The following is an 18,684-nucleotide window of genomic DNA, read 5'->3' on the forward strand; positions in this document are numbered from 1 at the left end:
GCGCAGGGTATGCCTGCGTCTTCCCCCCATACTTGCCAAGGTGCCACGCACCACCACCATGATCCGAACGAGCAGGTCAATCCACATCCCCCTTCCCCATTCGGGGCCACCAAAAGAGAGAGGGGCCTATGGCCCCTATTGTTTCACTGCCTCAACCGGCTCAGGCGGTTTTCACGCACTTCTGGATAAAGCTGTTCTTGGCCGCCCCGGCGAGCTTTTTATCCGCCGCCGCCTTCTCGCACTGGGTTGCCTTGTCGGCAGCACCGTCCGTCTTCAGGCACTTTTGCACGAAGCTGTTCTTGGCCGCACCGGCCAGCTTCTTGTCGGCGGCCGCTTTCTCGCACTGGCTCGCCTTGGCACTGGCGGAGGCATCCTTGACGCACTTGCCCACAAAGCTGGTCTTGGCGGCGCCCGCCAGCTTCTTGGCCGCGGCCTGGGCCTCGCACCCCTGCTGCGCCCCCGAGCCATCGCCCGCCACCGCTGCGGTGGCGCTCTGGGCCACCCCCATGCCCATGCCAAACACCGCCACACACAGACTCAACACCATCAGGATCCGCTTCATATGACCAACTCCCTTCGTTCTATCCATTGTGGTTAGCCCCACTCACGCGGGCCAAACGAGGCACCCTCGCCTCGCTGCACTATAGTCCCCCCGCTTGATGACAACCAAAGTACCGCCGTGTACGCAAGACCCCAACCCCCCTGTCCGCCCCGCCCAGCACAGCCAAGAGGCGAGATTGGTGAGCTGGCGCAAAAATTCAGCGCTTGTCGACAGTTGCGTCAACTTTTGACTGGTTTGCGTATGAGGCTTGAGGCTATGCTGGCCATTCGGCGCCTATAGCACCATCCGGGCCCCGCCCGCTGGTCTATGGAGCACATTGGAAGCTGTAATCCAGGGGCGGTAGCGTGTTTGTTATCACTTCATGTTAGAACGAAAATATTTAGTGCAGTAAATGTAATTAAAAACCTAAGTCAATCGCTATTATTTAATTTTAGCCTAAGGGAAATAAAATGGATGAGCATGACATCATAATAGATTCATCTATTGATGAACAGGAAGACTTTTACAGTGATGATGACTTATTTAAAATATCATCTTGGGGTGCAGATTTAAGTTTTCGAGAGCTAATATCACGATATGATGAAAATGAATTAGTAAAGCCAGAACTTCAGAGACATTATGTTTGGGATAAAACAGAGGCATCCAGATTTATCGACTCAGTTTTATTAGGATTACCCGTTCCAAGTATTTTCTTAGCAAAAACCAAGGAGGAAAAACTTCTCATCATTGATGGTTATCAACGAATAATGACTATCCGCGACTATGTTAAAGGCATTTTTTCAAAAGACAGCACTGTATTTAAACTTTCAAAGAGTCCAAAAATACATGAAAGATGGAGAGGAAAAGCCTTCTTAGAGTTAACTGATGATGAGCGCAGAAAAATAAGAAACACCACTATACATGCAATAATATTTATGCAACAGCACCCTACGGTAGGTGATACTAGCCTGTATCAGGTTTTCGAGAGAATAAACTCTAGTGGTAGAACACTCCTCCCCCAAGAAATTAGAAATTGTATTTACCAAGGGCCTATAAATAGCCTGCTTTTCGAGCTTAATCAAAATAAATCATGGCGTACTTTATGGGGAGAGATAACTCACGACGAACGAATGCGAGATCTGGAGTTCATTCTACGGTTCTTTGCTCTTTCGGATGAAAAAATTCAAACGGCAGCTGATTCACCAACAAGGATTTCATTGAAAAAATATCTTAATCAATATATGGAATCTGTGAATAACGAACAAGCGATTGACCAGTTAAGATTAAAGTTCATACGAGCTATTGAGTTTGCTCATGAGCATTTTGGTAACGGGGTATTTCACAATTTATCTCCAAAGGATCCGACGAAGTTAGTTCCAAACTTCAATCCAACACTATTCGATGCCATAATGATCTCCATTGATATGGCCTTTGAATCCGGAACTATTAATGGAGTTTCAGGGAATATGGAACACCTCCGCCTTGATGTTCTAAAAAACAATGATTTTCAGAAATTGTTATCCCAAGAAACCATGCGAACACAGAATATTAGAGCTAGAGTTAATAACATGTATGACGTGATTTTTGGGTGACCTTAATCATGACAAATACTGATGTCAAACAAATACTAGATGACTGTACTCTAGAGCTGCATAGCATTAAATCTTTATTAACTGGTTTGGGTCCTGGAGCAAACCCGACACCATACATAAAAAAATATGCTGTAATTAGAGCCTCTGGCAGCATTGAAACAGCATTCAAACAAATAATTGCAGACAAGATTGATAAAGATAATAATGTACAAGTAAAGAACTTCATAAAAAGAAAAATAAGAGACTCATCATGTAATCCAAAACTTAACCAAATAGAAAACATGCTCACTGAGTTTGATCCAAGATGGAGGTCCCGATTTGATGAGCAAGTATCACTAGATGATAAACCGAGATTAAGAGGTTCTCTAACAGCTCTTGTTGATGCCAGAAATGAATTTGCTCATGGAGGGCATCCAAATCTAGAAATAGAAAAAACAATAGAACATTTTCTCGATGGAGTACGAGTAATACAAATATTAGATTCTGTAGTGCAACATAATTATGATGAAGAATGATTTGATATCACAAATAAGGCAAAACCTAGGACACCCATCTTTCTGAGCCAGCCATGACTCGGCTGGCTATTTTCCCTCACACATGCAAAAAAGATGGGTATCCCAATTTAGATTGGGATATCGAGCCGCCGTTCTGGATGCTCGGAAACAAAAAAACCATCCCGCACGGGATGGTTTTTTATTGGATGGCTCGCAAAGCGAGGGCCCCCTTACCACCGCCCCTGGGGTGGCTGCTGGTTTCGCGACTCCACCATGGCAATCAGGATGGCCATCAGGCTTGATATCAGCATCAGTCCCATGGCGATGGGAAACGTCACCAGGATGTAAGAGAAACGCCCGATCTCTGCCGCCGGAGAGTCCGATAACATCATCATTGGCAGTGGGAATACCAATAACAGGGCCAGGTAAAACATGATCCTGGCGATCATCAGGGGGGTCTTGAGGGACTGGGTCACTATTTTTCGGTACGGCCACATGATGGTTTGCTCCCTGCACTGTGGTGTTGTTGTTGTCGATAAGCCGCGCCGTCGAGGCATCTGCGACCTTGCTCGTCCATGAAAGCTTCAAGCAGCACCCTGATTAACAGCCGCGAGGCGCCGGGTCAATGGCCCGCATCGAGTCTTTCTCAACCGGATTTTTCCCATCCATTTTATTGTCCCGCCCCTGTCTGCCTTGCTGGGTAAAAAGCGCTATCCACACGCGCCAGGCCGCAGCAACCGCTGAGACAGAGGATCCTGGCAGCAGGTTGTGATACGGCGCCATGCGGGGAGTTGTGCCCGGGCTCCCACTGTGGTGCGGCGCCAGCGGGGATGCCTCGATGATGGCAGGGAGGGGCCCCGAGACGTCAGATGCGGGCCGGGGCGCGGCCCTTGGGGAAGGCATTCAGGGGGGATGGCTCAGAGAGAGGGCCATCGAGTGGCTGGCATCAAGCTTCCGCCTCCAGCAGCGTGGTGCCGTAGGAGTTGTCTATGGTGCAGCGCCACTCTCCATCGGCCTCCTTGCGAAACACATAGGTGGCGCGGCGGGTCTCGTCGATCCAGCCCTCCCCGCCCGGGTAGCGCAGCCGGGTCTGCATGATCACCAGGGCGTTGTCGGCCCCCTCGATCACCTCCATGGCCCCCTGAGTCACCTCAAGCTGGCCGTCAAAGTAATCCGAGATGGCAGTGAAGGCGCGGCTGATGGCGGGGATGCCGCGCACCACCATGCCGGGTTTGACCACCAGGGCGGCATCTTCGGCGTAGAAGGCCATCAGGGCGTCGAAGTCGCGCCGGAAGATGGCGGCGTCACAGGTCTCGATCAAGGTACGAAGGGGATGCTGGCTCATGCCGTGCTCCTTGTTTCAGGGGGATCAGGGTAGGCTACCCGCTCTATACCGGACATAAAAAATCCCCCGCTCTCGTGAAAAAGCGGGGGATCGTCAGCGTCTCATGACTGCTTAACCGAGCAGGAAGGCCTTGAGGCGGCCAAAGTCGGCGGGCAGGTCGTGGGACAGCAGGGGCAGCGCGGCGTGCTTGGCGAGCGGCCCCGGCAGCGGTACATCCAGATTCAGGATCTCGTCCACCGATTCCTTGAACTTGGCCGGGTGGGCGGTGCAGAGGAAGACCCCTACCCCGTCCTCGGCGAGCTGCTCGTTCAGCAGATCCCAGGCGATGGCGCCGTGGGGCTCGCACAGGTAATCCAGCTGGTGCAGGCGTTTAAGCGCATCGCGAGTCTGGGCGTCGTCACGCATGCCTGACCCTAAGGTCTCCAGCGCCCAGCCCTTGCGGCGGCACAGCTCTTCCACGCGCGGCCAGTTGTTGGGGCGGCTCACGTCCATGGCGTTCGACAGGGTCGCGACCGTCTGGTGCGGCTCCCACTGGCCGGTCTTCAGGTAGCGCGGCACTGTGTCGTTGGCGTTGGTGGCGGCGATAAAGCGCTTCACCGGCAGCCCCAGCGCCTTGGCGATGAGACCCGCGGTGAGGTTGCCGAAGTTGCCGGACGGCACGCTGATGACCGCCTTGGCGCGATCCGCTTTCGGCAGCTGGGCCACGGCTTCGAAGTAGTAGCAGACCTGGGCCAGCAGGCGGCTGATGTTGATGGAGTTGGCGGAGTTCAGGCCGATGGCGGTCTTGAGCCCTTCATCGTCGAAGGCATCTTTGACCAGCGCCTGGCAGGCATCGAAGTCGCCGTCGATGGCGAGGGTGCGGATGTTGCCACCCAGGGTGCAGAAGAGCGCCTCCTGCAAGGGGCTGATCTTGCCCTTCGGATAGAGGATCACCACCTCGATCCCCTCCAGGCCGTAGAAGGCGTGGGCCACGGCGGCGCCGGTGTCACCGGAGGTGGCGGTGAGGATAGTGATCTTGTCGTTGGTGCGGAAGGCGGCCAGACACTGGGCCATAAAGCGGCCACCGAAGTCCTTGAACGCCAGGGTCGGGCCGTGGAACAGCTCCAGGGCATAGTTGCCGTCCTTGAGCTTCACCAGGGGCGCCGGGAAGGTGAAGGCGGCATCGATCAACTCGCTCACCTTGGCAGCCGGTACTTCGTCACCCAAAATCTAGGACACCCACCTTTCTGAGCCAGCCGTTACCTGGCTGGCTATATCTCTCATCACACACTGATCTTCCTGGAACCCGATAAATATCTTGTACACCAGCGACATTTACCCGGTGGGGTCGCGTGTTCAGACATGGCAATGCCTGACACCAAACAAATGCCAAGGGAGTAAAACGGGATCTATCGGATTAACAAGGTGGCTGATGGCATCGTCGCTGACCACAGTGCCGGGCAAACTGCTGGCAATGGTCTCTGTCACCCACCACTCTGATGCCCTGGCGCCGAAACAGCGTCACCTGCTTCAGCCAGCGAATCTCATCCAGCCCCAACCGCGCCAGGATGGGTGCAAGGTGGGACGGAATATGGCCACGCTTGTCCACTCTGATGGCACGACCTGTCCAGTCCACCAGCATCAGATAATCGGTAAAGGCATAAGGCAGACCATCCGATGTACGCTGGTTGGCAAACGGCAGCAACAAGGGTGGCAATGGGGCTGCGGGCTGCTCGCCATCGAGACGCTGCTTGAGGCTGGTGTAGTCGCTCTGCTCGGGCCGATCGGCCAATCCAGCTCGTATCGGGTTGAGGTCAACGTACGTCATGCAGGCCAGCAGGGCTGACTCGGTGAGCAGGGCCTGGCTCTTGAAGCGCCCTTCCCAGAAATGGCCCTTGCAGCCGTCTTCCCGATTGGCCTGCCGAGCCAGGTTTTCATTGAGCAACCGCACAAACCAGCTGATGGAATGCAGGCGCTCCCGCCACTGCCCTATCAGTTGTTGCACCACAGCCAGTTCGGGCTCAATCAGGGATTCCCCCTGATACCAGCGTCGCACCAGCAGCGGCCACTGGAACAGCGCCGCCCAACGCTCGGCCACCTCTTGCTCGCTCCAGCTGGCGGCGATATTCGGCTCGACCTTGAGCACCAGGTGATAGTGGTTGCTCATCACCGCATAGGCGCAGACTCCGATGGCAAACAGCCGCGACAGTTGTCCCAGCTTGTCGACCACCCACTGACGCCGATGCTCGTAACTCTGGCCTGAGTGGGCATCCTCCCCGCACAGAAACGCCCGCCGCACGCAGCGGCTGACCACGTGGTAATAAGGCGTATCCTGCAGACTGATTTGACGTGAACGGGCAATGGTCATGGCTCACCCCCTGGGCAGTGACCTCTCAAGCCAAGTACAGGGCTACGCCGCTGTCAAAAAGGTGGGTGTCCCGATTAAAAACCAAAAATCCCGATTAAAAAACCATCCCAAGCGGGATGGTTTTTATTGGATGGCTTGAAAGGCAGGGACCTTCTTACCACCGCCCCAGGGGTGGCTGCTGGTTGCGCGACTCCACCATGGCAATGAGGATGGCCATCAGGCTCGATATCAGCATCAGCCCAATGGCGATGGGAAACGTCACCAGGATGTAAGAGAAACGCCCGATCTCTACCGCCGGAGAGTCCGATAGCATCATCATTGGCAGGGGGAAGACCAATAACAGGGCCAGGTAAAACATGATCCTGGCGATCATCAGGGGAGTTTTGAGGGACTGGGTCACTATTTTTCGGTACGGCCACATGATGGTTTGCTCCCTGCACTGTGGTGTTGTTGTCGATATGCCGCGCCTTCGAGGCATCTGCGGCTCTGCTCGTCCATGAAGGGTGTCAAGCAGTCCCCTGATTAGCAGCCACGGCAGGCCGGGTCAACGGGCTCCGGGGGGCCGGAAATGCCCCACCGACAGGGTTGTGCTGCCAGGGGCGAGCATAACAACGAGAGTGCAAATCAAATGTGCAAAAACGTCGCAGCAATCACTGTCGGTATGCCTTTCACCAGCAGGTTGTGAGGCACAACCAAAACGGGGAGTTGCGCCGGGGGCTGCGCTGTGATGCTCCCCTCCCAGGCAGAGCGGTGCCCTGCGTGCGGCTCGGGTTCCCCGACCTGCATGGCTTGGCTCTTGCTACTCAATCTGGCTACTCAATCTGACTAACCGGTCTGGCTGCACGGCCTTGATGGTGCGCCTTGATTACGCACGCTATACACACACTCTGGCTACGCCGAGCCAGTGTTACTGCGCTAGTCGGTTGCAGGCCGATAGCCGGGCTGCTGCACGCCCAGCAACGCAGTGCCGTAGGAGTTGTCTATGGTGCAACGCCACTGGCCATCGGCCTCCTTGCGAAACACATAGGTGGCGCGCCGGGTTTCGTCGATCCAGCCCTCCCCGCCCGGGTAACGCAGCCGGGTCTCCATGATCACCAGGGCGTTGTCGGCCCCCTCTATGACCTCCATGGCCCCCTGGGTCACCTCAAGCTTACCGTCAAAGTAATCGGAGATGGCGGTGAAGGCGCGGCGGATGGCGGGAATGCCGCGCACTACCATGCTGGGTTTGACCACCAGGGCGGCGTCCTCGGCGTAGAAGGCCATCAGGGCGTCGAAGTCGCGCCGGGAGATGGCGGCGTCACAGGTCTCGATCAAGGTGCGAAGGGGATGCGGGCTCATGCCGTGCTCCTTGTTTCAGGGGGATCAGGGGGGTTCCCCGCCCTATACCGGACATAAAAAATCCCCCGCTCTCGTGAAAAAGCGGGGGATCATCAGCGTCTCATGACTGCTTAACAGAGCAGGAAGGCCTTGAGGCGGCCAAAGTCAGCGGGCAGGTCGTGGGACAGAAGCGGCAGCGCGGCGTGCTTGGCGAGCGGGCCGGGCAGCGGCACATCCAGCCCCAGGATCTCGTCCACCGACTCCTTGAACTTGGCCGGGTGGGCGGTGCAGAGGAACACACCGACCTCGTCTTGCCCAAGCTGCTCGTTCAGCAGATCCCAGGCGATGGCGCCGTGGGGCTCGCACAGGTAATCCAGCTGATGCAGGCGTTTGAGCGCATCTCGGGTCTGGGCGTCGTCACGCATCCCTGAGCCCAAGGTTTCCAGCGCCCAGCCCTTGCGACGGCACAGCTCTTCCACGCGCGGCCAGTTGTTGGGGCGGCTCACGTCCATGGCGTTCGACAGGGTCGCGACCGTCTGGTGCGGCTCCCACTGGCCGGTTTTCAGGTAGCGCGGCACGGTGTCGTTGGCGTTGGTGGCGGCGATAAAGCGCTTCACCGGCAGCCCCAGCGCCTTGGCGATGAGACCCGCGGTGAGGTTGCCAAAGTTGCCGGACGGCACGCTGATGACCGCCTTGGCCCGTTGGGCTTTCGGCAGCTGGGCCACGGCTTCGAAGTAGTAGCAGACCTGGGCCAGCAGGCGGCTGATGTTGATGGAGTTGGCGGAGTTGAGGCCGATGGCGGTCTTGAGCCCTTCATCGTCGAAGGCATCTTTGACCAGCGCCTGGCAGGCATCGAAGTCACCGTCTATGGCGAGGGTGCGGATGTTGCCGCCGAGGGTGCAGAAGAGCGCCTCCTGCAAGGGGCTTATCTTGCCCTTGGGGTAGAGGATCACCACTTCAATCCCCTCCAGGCCGTAGAAGGCGTGGGCCACGGCGGCACCGGTGTCGCCGGAGGTGGCGGTGAGGATGGTGATCTTGTCGTTGGTCCTGAAGGCGGCCAGACACTGGGCCATGAAGCGGCCGCCGAAATCCTTGAACGCCAGGGTCGGGCCGTGGAACAGCTCCAGCGCATAGGTGCCATCTTTCAGCTTCACCAGGGGCGCCGGGAAGGTGAAAGCAGCGTCGATAAGCTCGCTCACCTTGGCTGCCGGTACTTCGTCACCCAGCAGGTGGCTCAGGATGCGGGCCGAGCGCTCGGCCAGCGGCAGATCCAGCAGGGCATCCACATCGGCCAGCGGCTCCAGGGTCTCTGGGAAGAACAGCCCCTGCTCGCGGCCCAGACCCTGACGCACCGCCTGCGCGAAGCTCACCTGTTCACTCTTGTCCTTGATGTTGTAAAGATTCATAGCTCGCTTCCTGTTACCCGTGCCCCGGCCATGTCCAGTTTGCAGACCCGGGCAAATCCATCTTCATTGCGCACGAAGTGCGCTTCCATCCACTCTTTCATGCGTTCGGCCTGGGCCAGATCCTTCATCACCACGAACACGGTGGGACCGGACCCCGAGATGCCGGTGGCGAGCGCCCCGTTCTGGGCCCCCTGGGCCCGCACCTCGTTGAAGCCTTCAATCAGGGCCGCGCGATAAGGCTCGGCGATCACGTCTTTCAGGACACTGGCGGCCAGCCCTTCCTGGCGGCTGTAGCTGGCATGCACGAAGGCGGCCAGCCGGCGGCCATAGGTGAGGCAGTCCTGGCGGCGATACTGGGCCGGCAGGATGGCGCGGGCGGCGGCGGTGGAGACCACTGTGCCCGGGTAGCAGACCACCCAGTACCATTCGTCAAACACCGGGATGCCCTGGCTGATGACGCCCCCCTCCTCCAGCACCAGCTGCATGCCGCCCAGATAACAGGGCGCCACGTTGTCGTAATGGACGGAGCCGGAGATCCTGCCCTCCATCTCCCCCATCAGCAGCAGCAGGTCGTGTTCATTCAGGGGCGCGCCGTGGAAGGCGTTGAGCCCTTCCAGCGCCGCCACCACGCTGCAGGCGCTCGATCCCAGGCCCGAGCCCACCGGCAGGTTCTTCTCCAGCACCATTTCCAGCGGCTTGAGACCAAGGCCGCGCTTCTCCAGCGCCTCGCCATAGGCGACCCAGCAGTCGTGGAGGATGTTCTTTTTCGGGTCGTCCGGCAACTTGTGGGCATAGCGACCCACGGAAGAGAGAGCGAAAGGCACCTCTGCCGATTTGACCTGGACGCGGTCCCCCAGCAGGGAGCCATCCACGGGGGCGAGCGCTGCCCCCAGGACGTCAAAGCCCACGCTCAGGTTGGCGCTGGAGGCAGGGGCATAGGCCACCACGCTGCCGCCGATTTCTACATTCGGGTTCATCTCTGAACTCATGTTACAGCTCCTGCTTCCAGTTCTGGGTGCGCAGCACGTCGGCGAAGACGCCGGCGGCGGTCACTTCGGTCCCTGCGCCATAGCCGCGCAGTACCAGGGGGATGGGCTGGTAATAGGTGGAGAAGAAGGCGAGCGCGTTCTCCCCGTCTTTCACCTTGAACAGGGGCTCGTCGCCACCCACCGCCTTGATGGCCACCTTGCACTTGCCACCCTCGATGGAGCCCACGTAACGCAGCACCTTGCCTTCACGCTGGGCCGCCGCGAACTGATCGCGGAACCAGCCATCGGCCTCCGGCAAACGGGCCATGAAGGCTTCCACGTCACCGCTCACGTCAAAGCCCGGCGGCAATGCCTGCTCCACCTCTACATCGGAGAGCTCCAGCGCCATGCCGGCCTCGCGAGCCAGGATCAAGAGCTTGCGGGCCACGTCCATGCCGTTGAGATCGTCGCGGGGATCCGGCTCGGTGAAGCCGTTGCCTCGGGCAATTTTGGTGGCTTCGGAGAAGGCCATGCCCTCGTCCAGCTTGCCGAAGATAAAGGAGAGCGACCCGGACAGGATGCCGTCGAAGGCGCGCAGCTTGTCGCCGGCCTTGATGAGGTTCTGCAGGTTCTCGATGACCGGCAGGCCCGCGCCCACGTTGGTCTCATACAGGAACTTGCGACGGGTCTGGCGGGCGGTGCGGCGCAGCGCCTTGTAGTAATCGAGCGACCCTGTGTTGGCTTTCTTGTTCGGAGTGACCACGTGGAAGCCGGCCGCCAGGAAGTCGGCGTACTGGACGGCCACGGCTTCGCTCGAGGTGCAGTCGACGATCACCGGGTTGATGAGGTGGCTCTCTTCCACCAGCTTCTTCACCGCCTCCAGGCTGAAGCTGTCACGGGCCTCCACCAGCTGCTCGCGCCAGTTGGCGAGGTTGAGGCCATCCTTGTTGACCGCCATCTGGCGGCTGTTGGCGATGCCGACTACCCGAAGGCCGGTGCCCTGCTCGGCCAAGACCGGCTGCTGGCGGGCAATCTGATCCACCAGGGCCGCACCGACGCCGCCCACACCGACCACGAAGAGATCGATGAACTGCTGGCTGCCGAAGAAGTTCTGGTGGCAGGCCTTGATGGCTTCGGCCACCTTGCGATCCCGCACCACGGCGGAGATGGAGCGCTCGCTCGACCCCTGCGCGATGGCGACGATGTTGATGGACGCCTGGGCCAGGGAGGTGAAGAAGCGCGCCGCCATCCCCTTGCTGGTGCGCATGCCGTCACCGATCAGGGAGATGATGGCGAGATCGGTCATGATCTCGAGCGGATCCAGCAACTGGTTCTTGAATTCCAGCTCGAACTCGCGCTCCAGCACCTTGCGGGTCTTCTCGCTGTCGTAGCTGTGGATACAGAAGCTGACGCTGTACTCGGAGGATGACTGGGTGATCAGCACGATACTGACCCCGGCGCGGGAGACGGCGGAGAAGATGCGACCGGCCATGCCCACCATCCCCTTCATGCCGGGGCCGGAGACGTTGAACATGCACATGCCGGACAAATCGGAGATAGCCTTCACTTTCAGGTCATCGTCGCCGCTCTCGGGGCCGATCAGGGTGCCCGGCCCCTGGGGGTTGAAGCTGTTCTTGATGAGGCAGGGTATGTGGAACTGGGCCACGGGGGCTATGGTCTTGGGGTGCAGCACCTTGGCACCGAAGTAGGAGAGCTCCATCGCCTCTTTATAGGAGAGGGTTTTGAGCAGGTAGGCATCCGGCACCAGGCGCGGGTCGCAGTTGTAGCAGCCCTCCACGTCGGTCCAGATCTCGCAACACTCGGCATCGACGCAGGCGGCCAAGACGGCTGCGCTGTAGTCCGAACCGTTGCGGCCCAGCAGCACGGTTTCGCCCTTGTCGCTGCCACCGGTGAAGCCCGGCATCAGGTAGAGACAATCGCTACGCAGCCCTTTGGCGGCGAAGCGCAGGCGGGAGGCTTCGATATCCACGTGGGCTTCGAGGTAGCCGCCGTCGGTCACCAGCAGTTGCTCCGGCACGATGAGATCCAGCTCGAGGCCACGCACCCGCAGCAGCTCGTGCATGAAGGCGATGGAGAGGTTCTCGCCCCGGCTCAGGATGCGGGCCTGGACGTTGTCCGGGCACTGCCCCAGCAGACGGATGCCCTGCATCAGCCGCTCCACCTGATCCAGCTCGGCGGTGAGGCGGCTTTGCAGCGCCTTGTCATCCAGCGCCGGGTAGGCTGCCTTGAGGCCCGCCAGCAGGCGGGAGAAGATGCCGTTGATCTCGAACAGGGTAGCGCTTGCGTCCATGCCGCGGCTGGTCTGCTCCACCAGGGCGACCAGGTGGTTGGTCACCTTGGCCGGTGCCGACAGCACCAGGGCAACCTGGGATTGGCCGTGGGTATTGACCGCGATATCGGCTACCCGTAGGAAACGCTCTGCATCGGCCAGTGACGACCCGCCAAACTTCAACACTCTCATCGCTTACTCTCCCTGTCTTTTCTGCAGACAAATTGGTCTGAAAACGGCCTGAAATGAACCCAACAAAAAGGCCCGTACTGGGTGGGTACGGGCCTTTTCAGATTTCTGTGCTTGTTCGTCAGCGCATCAACCGGCCCCAGTGCCACCTGTGGTGGTACCGGTAATAATGGTGGTGGTGATGACGTTGGTGAATAGCTGCATGACGAACACTCTTGAACGAAGCTGGCTTTTAGCAATACCGCGCCTGGCGAGGGGCTGTCAACCTAAACCTCCCGGCCAAACTTGCGGGCCAGGTCTTTGCAGAGCAGATGCAGCATGTTCAGATCCCGCTGCGGCAGCATGGGCACTCGGTCCATCACCCATTGATGCAGTTTTTCATCCTGCAAAACTCCGAGTTCACCAAGCAATTCTGCTGTTTTTGATTTCAGCACGCGTACCTGCCCGGCATTATCAAAATTTTCTGCTACGGCCTCGGGTTCATCCAGCAACTGGCTCAACTCATAGGCGTACAACATGATCGCCTGACCCAGGTTCAGGGACGGATAGCTCACCTTGAGGGGCAAATAGCTGATGAGATCCACCTGGGCAAGCTGCTCGTTGGAGAGCCCGGACTCCTCGCAGCCAAACACGATGGCGACCTTGCCGAGCGACGGCTTGGCGCGGATCTGGTCGCGGATCTCGGCCGGGGTGAGGTAGTGCTGGTAGCGGCCGCGCTGGCGGGCCGTGGTGGCCACCACCAGATCCATGTCGGCCAGGGCCTCTTCCAGGGTGTCGAAGGCCTGTGCCTGGGTCAGGATCTCCTGGGCCCCATGGGCCACCCAGCTCGCCTCCTCCTCTTCGTGCACCCGGCTCCCCACCAGCCGCATGGCATCGAAGCCCATGGTTTTCATGGCGCGGGCGGCAGCCCCCACATTGGCGGCGCGGGCGGGGGACACCAGCACAAAATAGAGTTTCATCGGGTTCTCTCCTGGATGGGACCGACGCCGCGAACGGCTGCGAAACGCCGGTAAAACAGGGGCGCAATCTACCGTTTATCCCCGCAGATTGCCACTTGAACAGACGTTTGGATGTTGCCATAGTGGCCCGGGGGCGACCCCCTTTTCGCCTGGCACAGACGCCATGGGCCCGTCAGATCACAAGGAAGAGAGAGATGCAGCAGCCATTGGAGCAGGCCGTCGCCGAGACGATCCTGCAACGCTTCGAGTCGTTTTACAGCCGCTTTCTCGAGATAACCCAGGGCAGCAAGAGCCGCTTCGAGAACAGCGACTGGCTGGGGGTGCAGCTCGCCGGGCGCGAGCGCATCCGCCTCTATGATCACCACGTCGGCGCCACCACGGCCCAGATCAAGCAGATGATGGGGGAGCAGCTGCCGACCCAGGCCCTGCTCAAGCAGGTGAAGGGGGCCTTCAGCGATCTGCTGCCCCGCTGCGAGAACTTCGAGGTGGCGGAGTCCTTCTTCAACTCCGTCTATCGTCGCATCTTCCGCCATCGCAACATCCGCGACGAGAACCTCTATATCCACCCCTTCGTGAGCCGGGGTGACAAGCCGGACCTGAGCGCCCTGCTGCGCATCTATCGCACCGATCTTGCCCACCTGCCCCAGACCCTGAGCCAGCTGCTCGGGGATTACAGCTTCACCCTCCCCTATGAAGACAAGCAGCGGGACATCATGGACATCCACCGCCATCTGGCGGAGAGCGGCCCGGCCATATTGCACGAGGAGCCGTTCGCCATCGAGTTGCTCAAAGAGGTGTTCTACCGCAACAAGGGGGCCTATCTGGTGGGGCTCATCCGGGTGAAGGGGGAGGTGTATCCCTTCATCCTGCCCCTGCTCAGCACGGGCCAGAGCATCTATGTGGACACCGTCATCTTCGAGCCCGAGCTCGCCTCCATCGTGTTCGGCTTCGCCCGCGCCTACTTCATGGTCTATGCCCCGGTGCCGGCGCTCTTCGTCGCCTTTCTGCGCCAGATCATGCCCCGCAAGCCGGACTACGAGATCTACAACGCCATCGGCTGCCAGAAGCACGGCAAGACCGAGCTCTATCGCCACTACCAGCAGCACCTGGCCCAGAGCCGGGAGCAGTTCGTCATCGCGCCGGGCATCAAGGGCATGGTGATGAGCGTGTTCACCCTCCCCTCCTACGACGTGGTGTTCAAGGTGATCAAGGACGAGTTCACCCCTCCCAAGGAGGTGAGTCACGAGCAGGTGAAGGAGAAGTACCGGCTGGTGAAGCAGCACGATAGAGTGGGCCGCATGGCCGATACCCAGGAGTTCACCAACTTCGAGTTTCCGCTGGACCGCATCTCCCCCGAGCTCTTGGCCGAGCTCAAGGCGGTGGCCCCCTCGGCGCTCACCATCACGGCCGACAAGCTGGTGATAAAACACCTCTATACCGAGCGCAAGATGATCCCGCTGAACCTCTATCTGGATCAGGCGGACGAGCAGCAGACCCGGCTCGCCCTGGAGGAGTACGGCAACGCCATCCGCCAGCTCGCGGCGGCCAACATCTTCCCCGGCGACATGCTGTTCAAGAACTTCGGGGTCACCCGCCACGGCCGGGTGGTCTTCTACGACTACGACGAGATCTGCTACATGACGGAGTGCAACTTCCGCCAGATCCCGCCACCGCGCTACCCCGAGGACGAGTGGAGCGCCGAGCCCTGGTATTCGGTGGCACCGAACGACATCTTCCCCGAGGAGTTCGCCACCTTCCTGCTGCAAAAGCCCCAGGTGCGGGCAATCATGATGCAGTTGCACAAGGAGTTGTTCGATGCCAACTACTGGAAACGGCTGCAGAGCAACATCAGGGAGGGGGTATTCGAGGACGTCTATCCCTACCGGCGCAAGAAGCGCTTTCGTTTCCAGCGGGGGGGATGACCCCGGCTGAAGCAGCAAAAAGGGGCGCCGTGGCGTCCCTTTTGTACATTCTTTCTGACACCGTCGCGCCGGTGTCAGGCTGCGACAGAGTCTGACGACACCGGGCCTATTTCACGGCGTCGAAGGTCAGCAGGGTCGCCTTGCCGGCATCCTTGAGCACCAGCTGGTTGCCGCTGATCTGGAAGCTGGCTACCTTCTCCAGGGACTTCAGGTACTCCATCTCCTTGCCGGCCAGATCCCCCATGCACATCATGCGCGTCGCACCCATAGGACCCAGCGTCAAGACGCCGTCACCCTGCTCTGTGATGCCGCCAAAGTAGCGGTTGCAGCCGCCCTTGCCCGCCACCTTGTCGCCGGCGACCTGCAGGGTAAAGGTATCGCCGCTCGCCCCCTGCAACTGCCAGGTCGATGCCTGCAACTGTGCCAGTGTGGACCCCGTGGTCATGGCGCAGCCTCCCAGGGCCAGTGCGGCCAGCAGGATCAGTTTCTTGTTCATGGTTCACCTCGTGATGGAGATTGTCGTGAAGACACTGAGTGAGGGGCCTGTGTACCACGACTGTGGCGCCCATCAAAACTCTTTTATTGTGATCGGGGTTCCCTTTACTCCCTGCTGGCATGTGCCATGCTTGTAGTCCTGTTCCGGACCCAGGGAGGGGAAACGAATGGTCAAATCTCTCGTCATCGCACTCGCAGCCGGCCTCGCCTTTTCGGCCCAGGCCGCCGATTGGGATTTCCTCAAGAACGACGCCGACAGCCAGCTCTACGTCAAAAGCTATTCCGGCGTCCTGCTCGGCAACCAGGCCCATCCGGGCGACCACTTCGACCTCTGGCTCATCAACACCGGCTACCAGTATCCGGTCGAGGATGACCTCAGCCTCTACATGGAGGCCGGGCCCGCCATCGGCCCCCGCAGCGATCAGACCGGGTTCAATATCAGCTCGGGGGTGCGCTACCGCCTCTCCCCCTCCCTGAACATCGGCAGCCAGCTCAAGCAGCTGGAGGTGAGCAAGGCCAGCACCCTCGTGGAGCTCAACAGCAGCCTGCTGGTGACGCCGCAACTGGCCATCACCGCCAACTACGGCCTCAGCGCCTTCAGCACAGAACACTTCCTCACCCTGGGGGTGGGCTTCAACTTCTGAGCTCTCAGAGGAGCCGAGCACCACTCACCAGCACGCCGTTGAGATCGGCGTACACATAATCGCCGGGAGCTATGGTCACGCCGGCAAAGGAGACCACGGCATCCAGCTCGCCCAGGCCCCGTTTCTCGGTCTTGACCGGGCAGGGAGCCAGCGCCTTGACCCCCAGCGCCAGGCTGGCCAGGGTGCCCACATCCCGTACGGCCCCGTTGATCAGGATCCCTTCCCACCCCTGCTCCACCGCCTTGATGGCCAATTGATCCCCAAGCAGGGCGCGGCGCAGGGAACCGCCCCCGTCGATGACCATCACCTTGCCCTGACCGGGCCGATTCACCAGCTCCCGCACCAGGCTGTTGTCCTCGAAGCAGGAGAGGGTCACGGCCTCGCCGTAAAACAGCGACTTGCCGCCATAGTCGTGGAACAGGGGGTCGGCCACCTGCAGGGTATCGCCATGTTCATCGCAAAGGTCGGGCAGCAGGTCCAGCATGATCATCATCCTTCCATGGAGTGAAATGTGTCCGCTCATTCTTTCATCATGTCGGGGGGCTGACAATCCACCGACGGGGAGCCCTGCCCGGATGGCGGGGTGGCGCTATGTCTGCCCGGAGGCAGGCGACCTGAGCCGCCAGCGGGAAGCCAGACTCCCCAGATGGCAAGGCTCGCCACCCAGCAGAACGGGAACCAGCCAGAGCTCCCCTTCAGCCACCCAGTAGAGGGCATTCTGTCCGAAGCGGGCGGCCAGCCGGATGGCCTCTTCCTGCGCGATCGGCAACAACAGGGAGTCCTCCTGCCAGCACTCGTCCGCATCGCCCCCCCATACCGGCCCCATGACGCTCTGCTCGCCGAGGAGACGCATCAGGGCGCGCTGGCGGCGGGTATTGCGACGCTCCCCCACCCACTGGCTGGCCGGGTTCCAGGCCGTGACGATGGCATAGGTAGGCCAGGCGGGCGGAGCGAAGGGGGCGATAAAGCACACATTTCTGTAGTTTTCCCACAAAGTCATGTCAACCACATGTTACATCCCATTACATTTATTAAGGGCGAAAAAGCGGGCCAGCCCAAGTATGATGCAGCGAACTCGGGGATTGACTTATATCAAACCTGAGTTAAAAAGTTGCTATCTGACGGCAAAGAGTGTTGTTATGCGCCTGTTAACTGATAAAATGCAGCAACTTTTGTAATGGACTACCTCTCCGGGCTCCTCTCGATCAGACTTGTTGAGAGCCTATGTGCGGCACAGGGATGCTGGCCAGCGTAGATACCAAATTCGCGATGATTCGACCTGATTTTCATACCCAGGATGACGTAATAAATTTTCAGGACCGGTCGGATAACGCCAAAGAGTGTTAAAATTTCGATAATTAACTGATAAGAATCTGGGAATACTCATGCAAACACCACATATTCTGATCGTCGAAGACGAGCTGGTCACCCGCAACACCCTCAAGAGCATCTTCGAGGCCGAAGGCTACATAGTGCTGGAAGCCAACAATGGCGACGAGATGCACCAGGCCCTGACCAGCCACACCATCAATCTGGTGATCATGGACATCAACCTGCCGGGCAAGAACGGCCTGCTGCTGGCACGCGAGCTGCGTGAGGATGACAACATCGCCCTGATGTTCCTGACCGGTCGCGACAACGAGGTGGACAAGATCCTGGGGCTGGAGATCGGCGCCGATGACTACATCACCAAGCCGTTCAACCCCCGTGAGCTGACCATACGTGCCCGCAACCTGCTGAGCCGCACCATGAACGTGGCCGCCGGTGGCGAAGAGAAGAAACTGGTGGAGCGTTACCTGTTCAACGGCTGGGCCCTGGACATCAACAGCCGCGCCCTGGTCAGCCCGGCGGGCGACATGTTCAAGCTGCCCCGTTCCGAATTCCGTGCCATGCTGCACTTCTGCGAAAACCCGGGCCAGATCCAGACCCGTGCCGAGCTGCTCAAGAAGATGACGGGCCGCGAGCTCAAGCCTCACGACCGCACCGTGGATGTGACCATCCGCCGCATTCGCAAGCACTTCGAGAGCGTGGGCGACACCCCGGAGATCATCGCCACCATCCATGGCGAAGGCTACCGCTTCTGTGGCGAGCTGGAGCAGGAATAACCCTGCCAGTGATGAGAGAGGCGCCTGTTGGCGCCTTTTTTGTTTTCCGGTCGCCAGCACAGTGCGGGCG

18 protein-coding genes and 1 pseudogene are annotated in these 18,684 nt (G+C 59.4%); 5 read left to right on the plus strand and 14 right to left on the minus strand.

From position 1 onward, the window contains the following. Window positions 1-160: 160 nt before the first annotated feature. The gene (locus I6L39_RS00295) at window positions 161-562 is read right to left on the minus strand and encodes a hypothetical protein (RefSeq protein WP_216990695.1); all 402 of its coding nucleotides are present in this window, start codon (window positions 560-562) and stop codon (window positions 161-163) included. Window positions 563-1,011: 449 nt separating this feature from the next. Here I6L39_RS00295 and I6L39_RS00300 point away from each other — a divergent pair, with 449 nt between their 5' ends. Continuing rightward, complete coding sequence (locus I6L39_RS00300) at window positions 1,012-2,133, plus strand: DUF262 domain-containing protein (RefSeq protein WP_216990696.1); 1,122 nt, start codon at window positions 1,012-1,014, stop codon at window positions 2,131-2,133. A gap of 8 nt (window positions 2,134-2,141) precedes the next feature. Further along, window positions 2,142-2,648 (plus strand): HEPN domain-containing protein, encoded by a 507-nt coding sequence (locus I6L39_RS00305; protein ID WP_216990697.1) that lies wholly within the window; start codon window positions 2,142-2,144, stop codon window positions 2,646-2,648. 209 nt (window positions 2,649-2,857) lie between these two features. Here the strand turns inward: I6L39_RS00305 and I6L39_RS00310 are convergent, their stop codons facing one another. The 10 genes and pseudogenes from I6L39_RS00310 to I6L39_RS00355 all read right to left on the minus strand — a co-directional run bounded on the left by I6L39_RS00310 (window position 2,858) and on the right by I6L39_RS00355 (window position 13,448). Next, window positions 2,858-3,076 carry a hypothetical protein gene (locus tag I6L39_RS00310; protein ID WP_234917558.1) on the minus strand — a complete coding sequence of 73 codons (219 nt, stop codon included), beginning with the start codon at window positions 3,074-3,076 and terminating at the stop codon, window positions 2,858-2,860. 497 nt (window positions 3,077-3,573) lie between these two features. Beyond that, window positions 3,574-3,972: a DUF4440 domain-containing protein gene (locus I6L39_RS00315; RefSeq protein WP_216990698.1), complete on the minus strand. Its 399-nt coding sequence runs from the start codon at window positions 3,970-3,972 to the stop codon at window positions 3,574-3,576. A gap of 111 nt (window positions 3,973-4,083) precedes the next feature. Beyond that, a pseudogene (thrC, locus tag I6L39_RS00320) lies at window positions 4,084-5,190 on the minus strand (threonine synthase); the annotation flags it as partial. A 178-nt stretch (window positions 5,191-5,368) separates the two neighbouring features. After that, window positions 5,369-6,319, minus strand: a complete 951-nt coding sequence (locus tag I6L39_RS00325) for a transposase (RefSeq protein WP_216990699.1) — start codon at window positions 6,317-6,319, stop codon at window positions 5,369-5,371. Between the two features lie 154 nt (window positions 6,320-6,473). Next, entirely contained in the window at window positions 6,474-6,740 is a 267-nt protein-coding gene (locus I6L39_RS00330) for a hypothetical protein (protein WP_216990700.1), read from the minus strand. A 494-nt stretch (window positions 6,741-7,234) separates the two neighbouring features. Beyond that, window positions 7,235-7,657, minus strand: a complete 423-nt coding sequence (locus I6L39_RS00335) for an SgcJ/EcaC family oxidoreductase (protein ID WP_216990701.1) — start codon at window positions 7,655-7,657, stop codon at window positions 7,235-7,237. A 110-nt stretch (window positions 7,658-7,767) separates the two neighbouring features. Continuing rightward, the gene (gene thrC / locus I6L39_RS00340) at window positions 7,768-9,042 is read right to left on the minus strand and encodes a threonine synthase (protein WP_216990702.1); all 1,275 of its coding nucleotides are present in this window, start codon (window positions 9,040-9,042) and stop codon (window positions 7,768-7,770) included. Beyond that, window positions 9,039-10,031 carry a homoserine kinase gene (gene thrB, locus I6L39_RS00345; RefSeq protein WP_254203706.1) on the minus strand — a complete coding sequence of 331 codons (993 nt, stop codon included), beginning with the start codon at window positions 10,029-10,031 and terminating at the stop codon, window positions 9,039-9,041. The genes thrC (I6L39_RS00340) and thrB overlap by 4 nt, the downstream gene beginning before the upstream one ends. A gap of 1 nt (window position 10,032) precedes the next feature. After that, the gene (gene thrA / locus I6L39_RS00350) at window positions 10,033-12,492 is read right to left on the minus strand and encodes a bifunctional aspartate kinase/homoserine dehydrogenase I (protein ID WP_216990703.1); all 2,460 of its coding nucleotides are present in this window, start codon (window positions 12,490-12,492) and stop codon (window positions 10,033-10,035) included. A 263-nt stretch (window positions 12,493-12,755) separates the two neighbouring features. Continuing rightward, a complete protein-coding gene (locus I6L39_RS00355; RefSeq protein ID WP_216990704.1) occupies window positions 12,756-13,448 on the minus strand; it encodes a tRNA/rRNA methyltransferase in 693 nt (230 codons plus the stop codon). Window positions 13,449-13,642: 194 nt separating this feature from the next. Between I6L39_RS00355 and aceK the strand changes: the two genes are divergently transcribed. Next, window positions 13,643-15,370, plus strand: coding sequence for a bifunctional isocitrate dehydrogenase kinase/phosphatase (aceK, locus tag I6L39_RS00360; RefSeq protein ID WP_216990705.1), 1,728 nt, complete (start codon window positions 13,643-13,645; stop codon window positions 15,368-15,370). Between the two features lie 106 nt (window positions 15,371-15,476). Here aceK and I6L39_RS00365 read toward each other — a convergent pair whose 3' ends face one another. Then, window positions 15,477-15,866: an META domain-containing protein gene (locus I6L39_RS00365; protein ID WP_042077709.1), complete on the minus strand. Its 390-nt coding sequence runs from the start codon at window positions 15,864-15,866 to the stop codon at window positions 15,477-15,479. Window positions 15,867-16,032: 166 nt separating this feature from the next. Between I6L39_RS00365 and I6L39_RS00370 the strand changes: the two genes are divergently transcribed. Continuing rightward, window positions 16,033-16,509 carry a hypothetical protein gene (locus I6L39_RS00370; RefSeq protein ID WP_042077708.1) on the plus strand — a complete coding sequence of 159 codons (477 nt, stop codon included), beginning with the start codon at window positions 16,033-16,035 and terminating at the stop codon, window positions 16,507-16,509. A gap of 4 nt (window positions 16,510-16,513) precedes the next feature. Here the strand turns inward: I6L39_RS00370 and I6L39_RS00375 are convergent, their stop codons facing one another. Next, window positions 16,514-16,993 (minus strand): putative 4-hydroxy-4-methyl-2-oxoglutarate aldolase, encoded by a 480-nt coding sequence (locus tag I6L39_RS00375; RefSeq protein ID WP_216990706.1) that lies wholly within the window; start codon window positions 16,991-16,993, stop codon window positions 16,514-16,516. Between the two features lie 105 nt (window positions 16,994-17,098). After that, window positions 17,099-17,509, minus strand: coding sequence for a DUF3293 domain-containing protein (locus tag I6L39_RS00380; protein WP_216990707.1), 411 nt, complete (start codon window positions 17,507-17,509; stop codon window positions 17,099-17,101). A 385-nt stretch (window positions 17,510-17,894) separates the two neighbouring features. Between I6L39_RS00380 and arcA the strand changes: the two genes are divergently transcribed. After that, entirely contained in the window at window positions 17,895-18,614 is a 720-nt protein-coding gene (gene arcA, locus I6L39_RS00385) for a two-component system response regulator ArcA (RefSeq protein ID WP_010673581.1), read from the plus strand. Window positions 18,615-18,684 lie beyond the last annotated feature (70 nt).

The organism is Aeromonas sp. FDAARGOS 1409 (assembly GCF_019048705.1).
Classification (GTDB): domain Bacteria; phylum Pseudomonadota; class Gammaproteobacteria; order Enterobacterales; family Aeromonadaceae; genus Aeromonas; species Aeromonas sanarellii.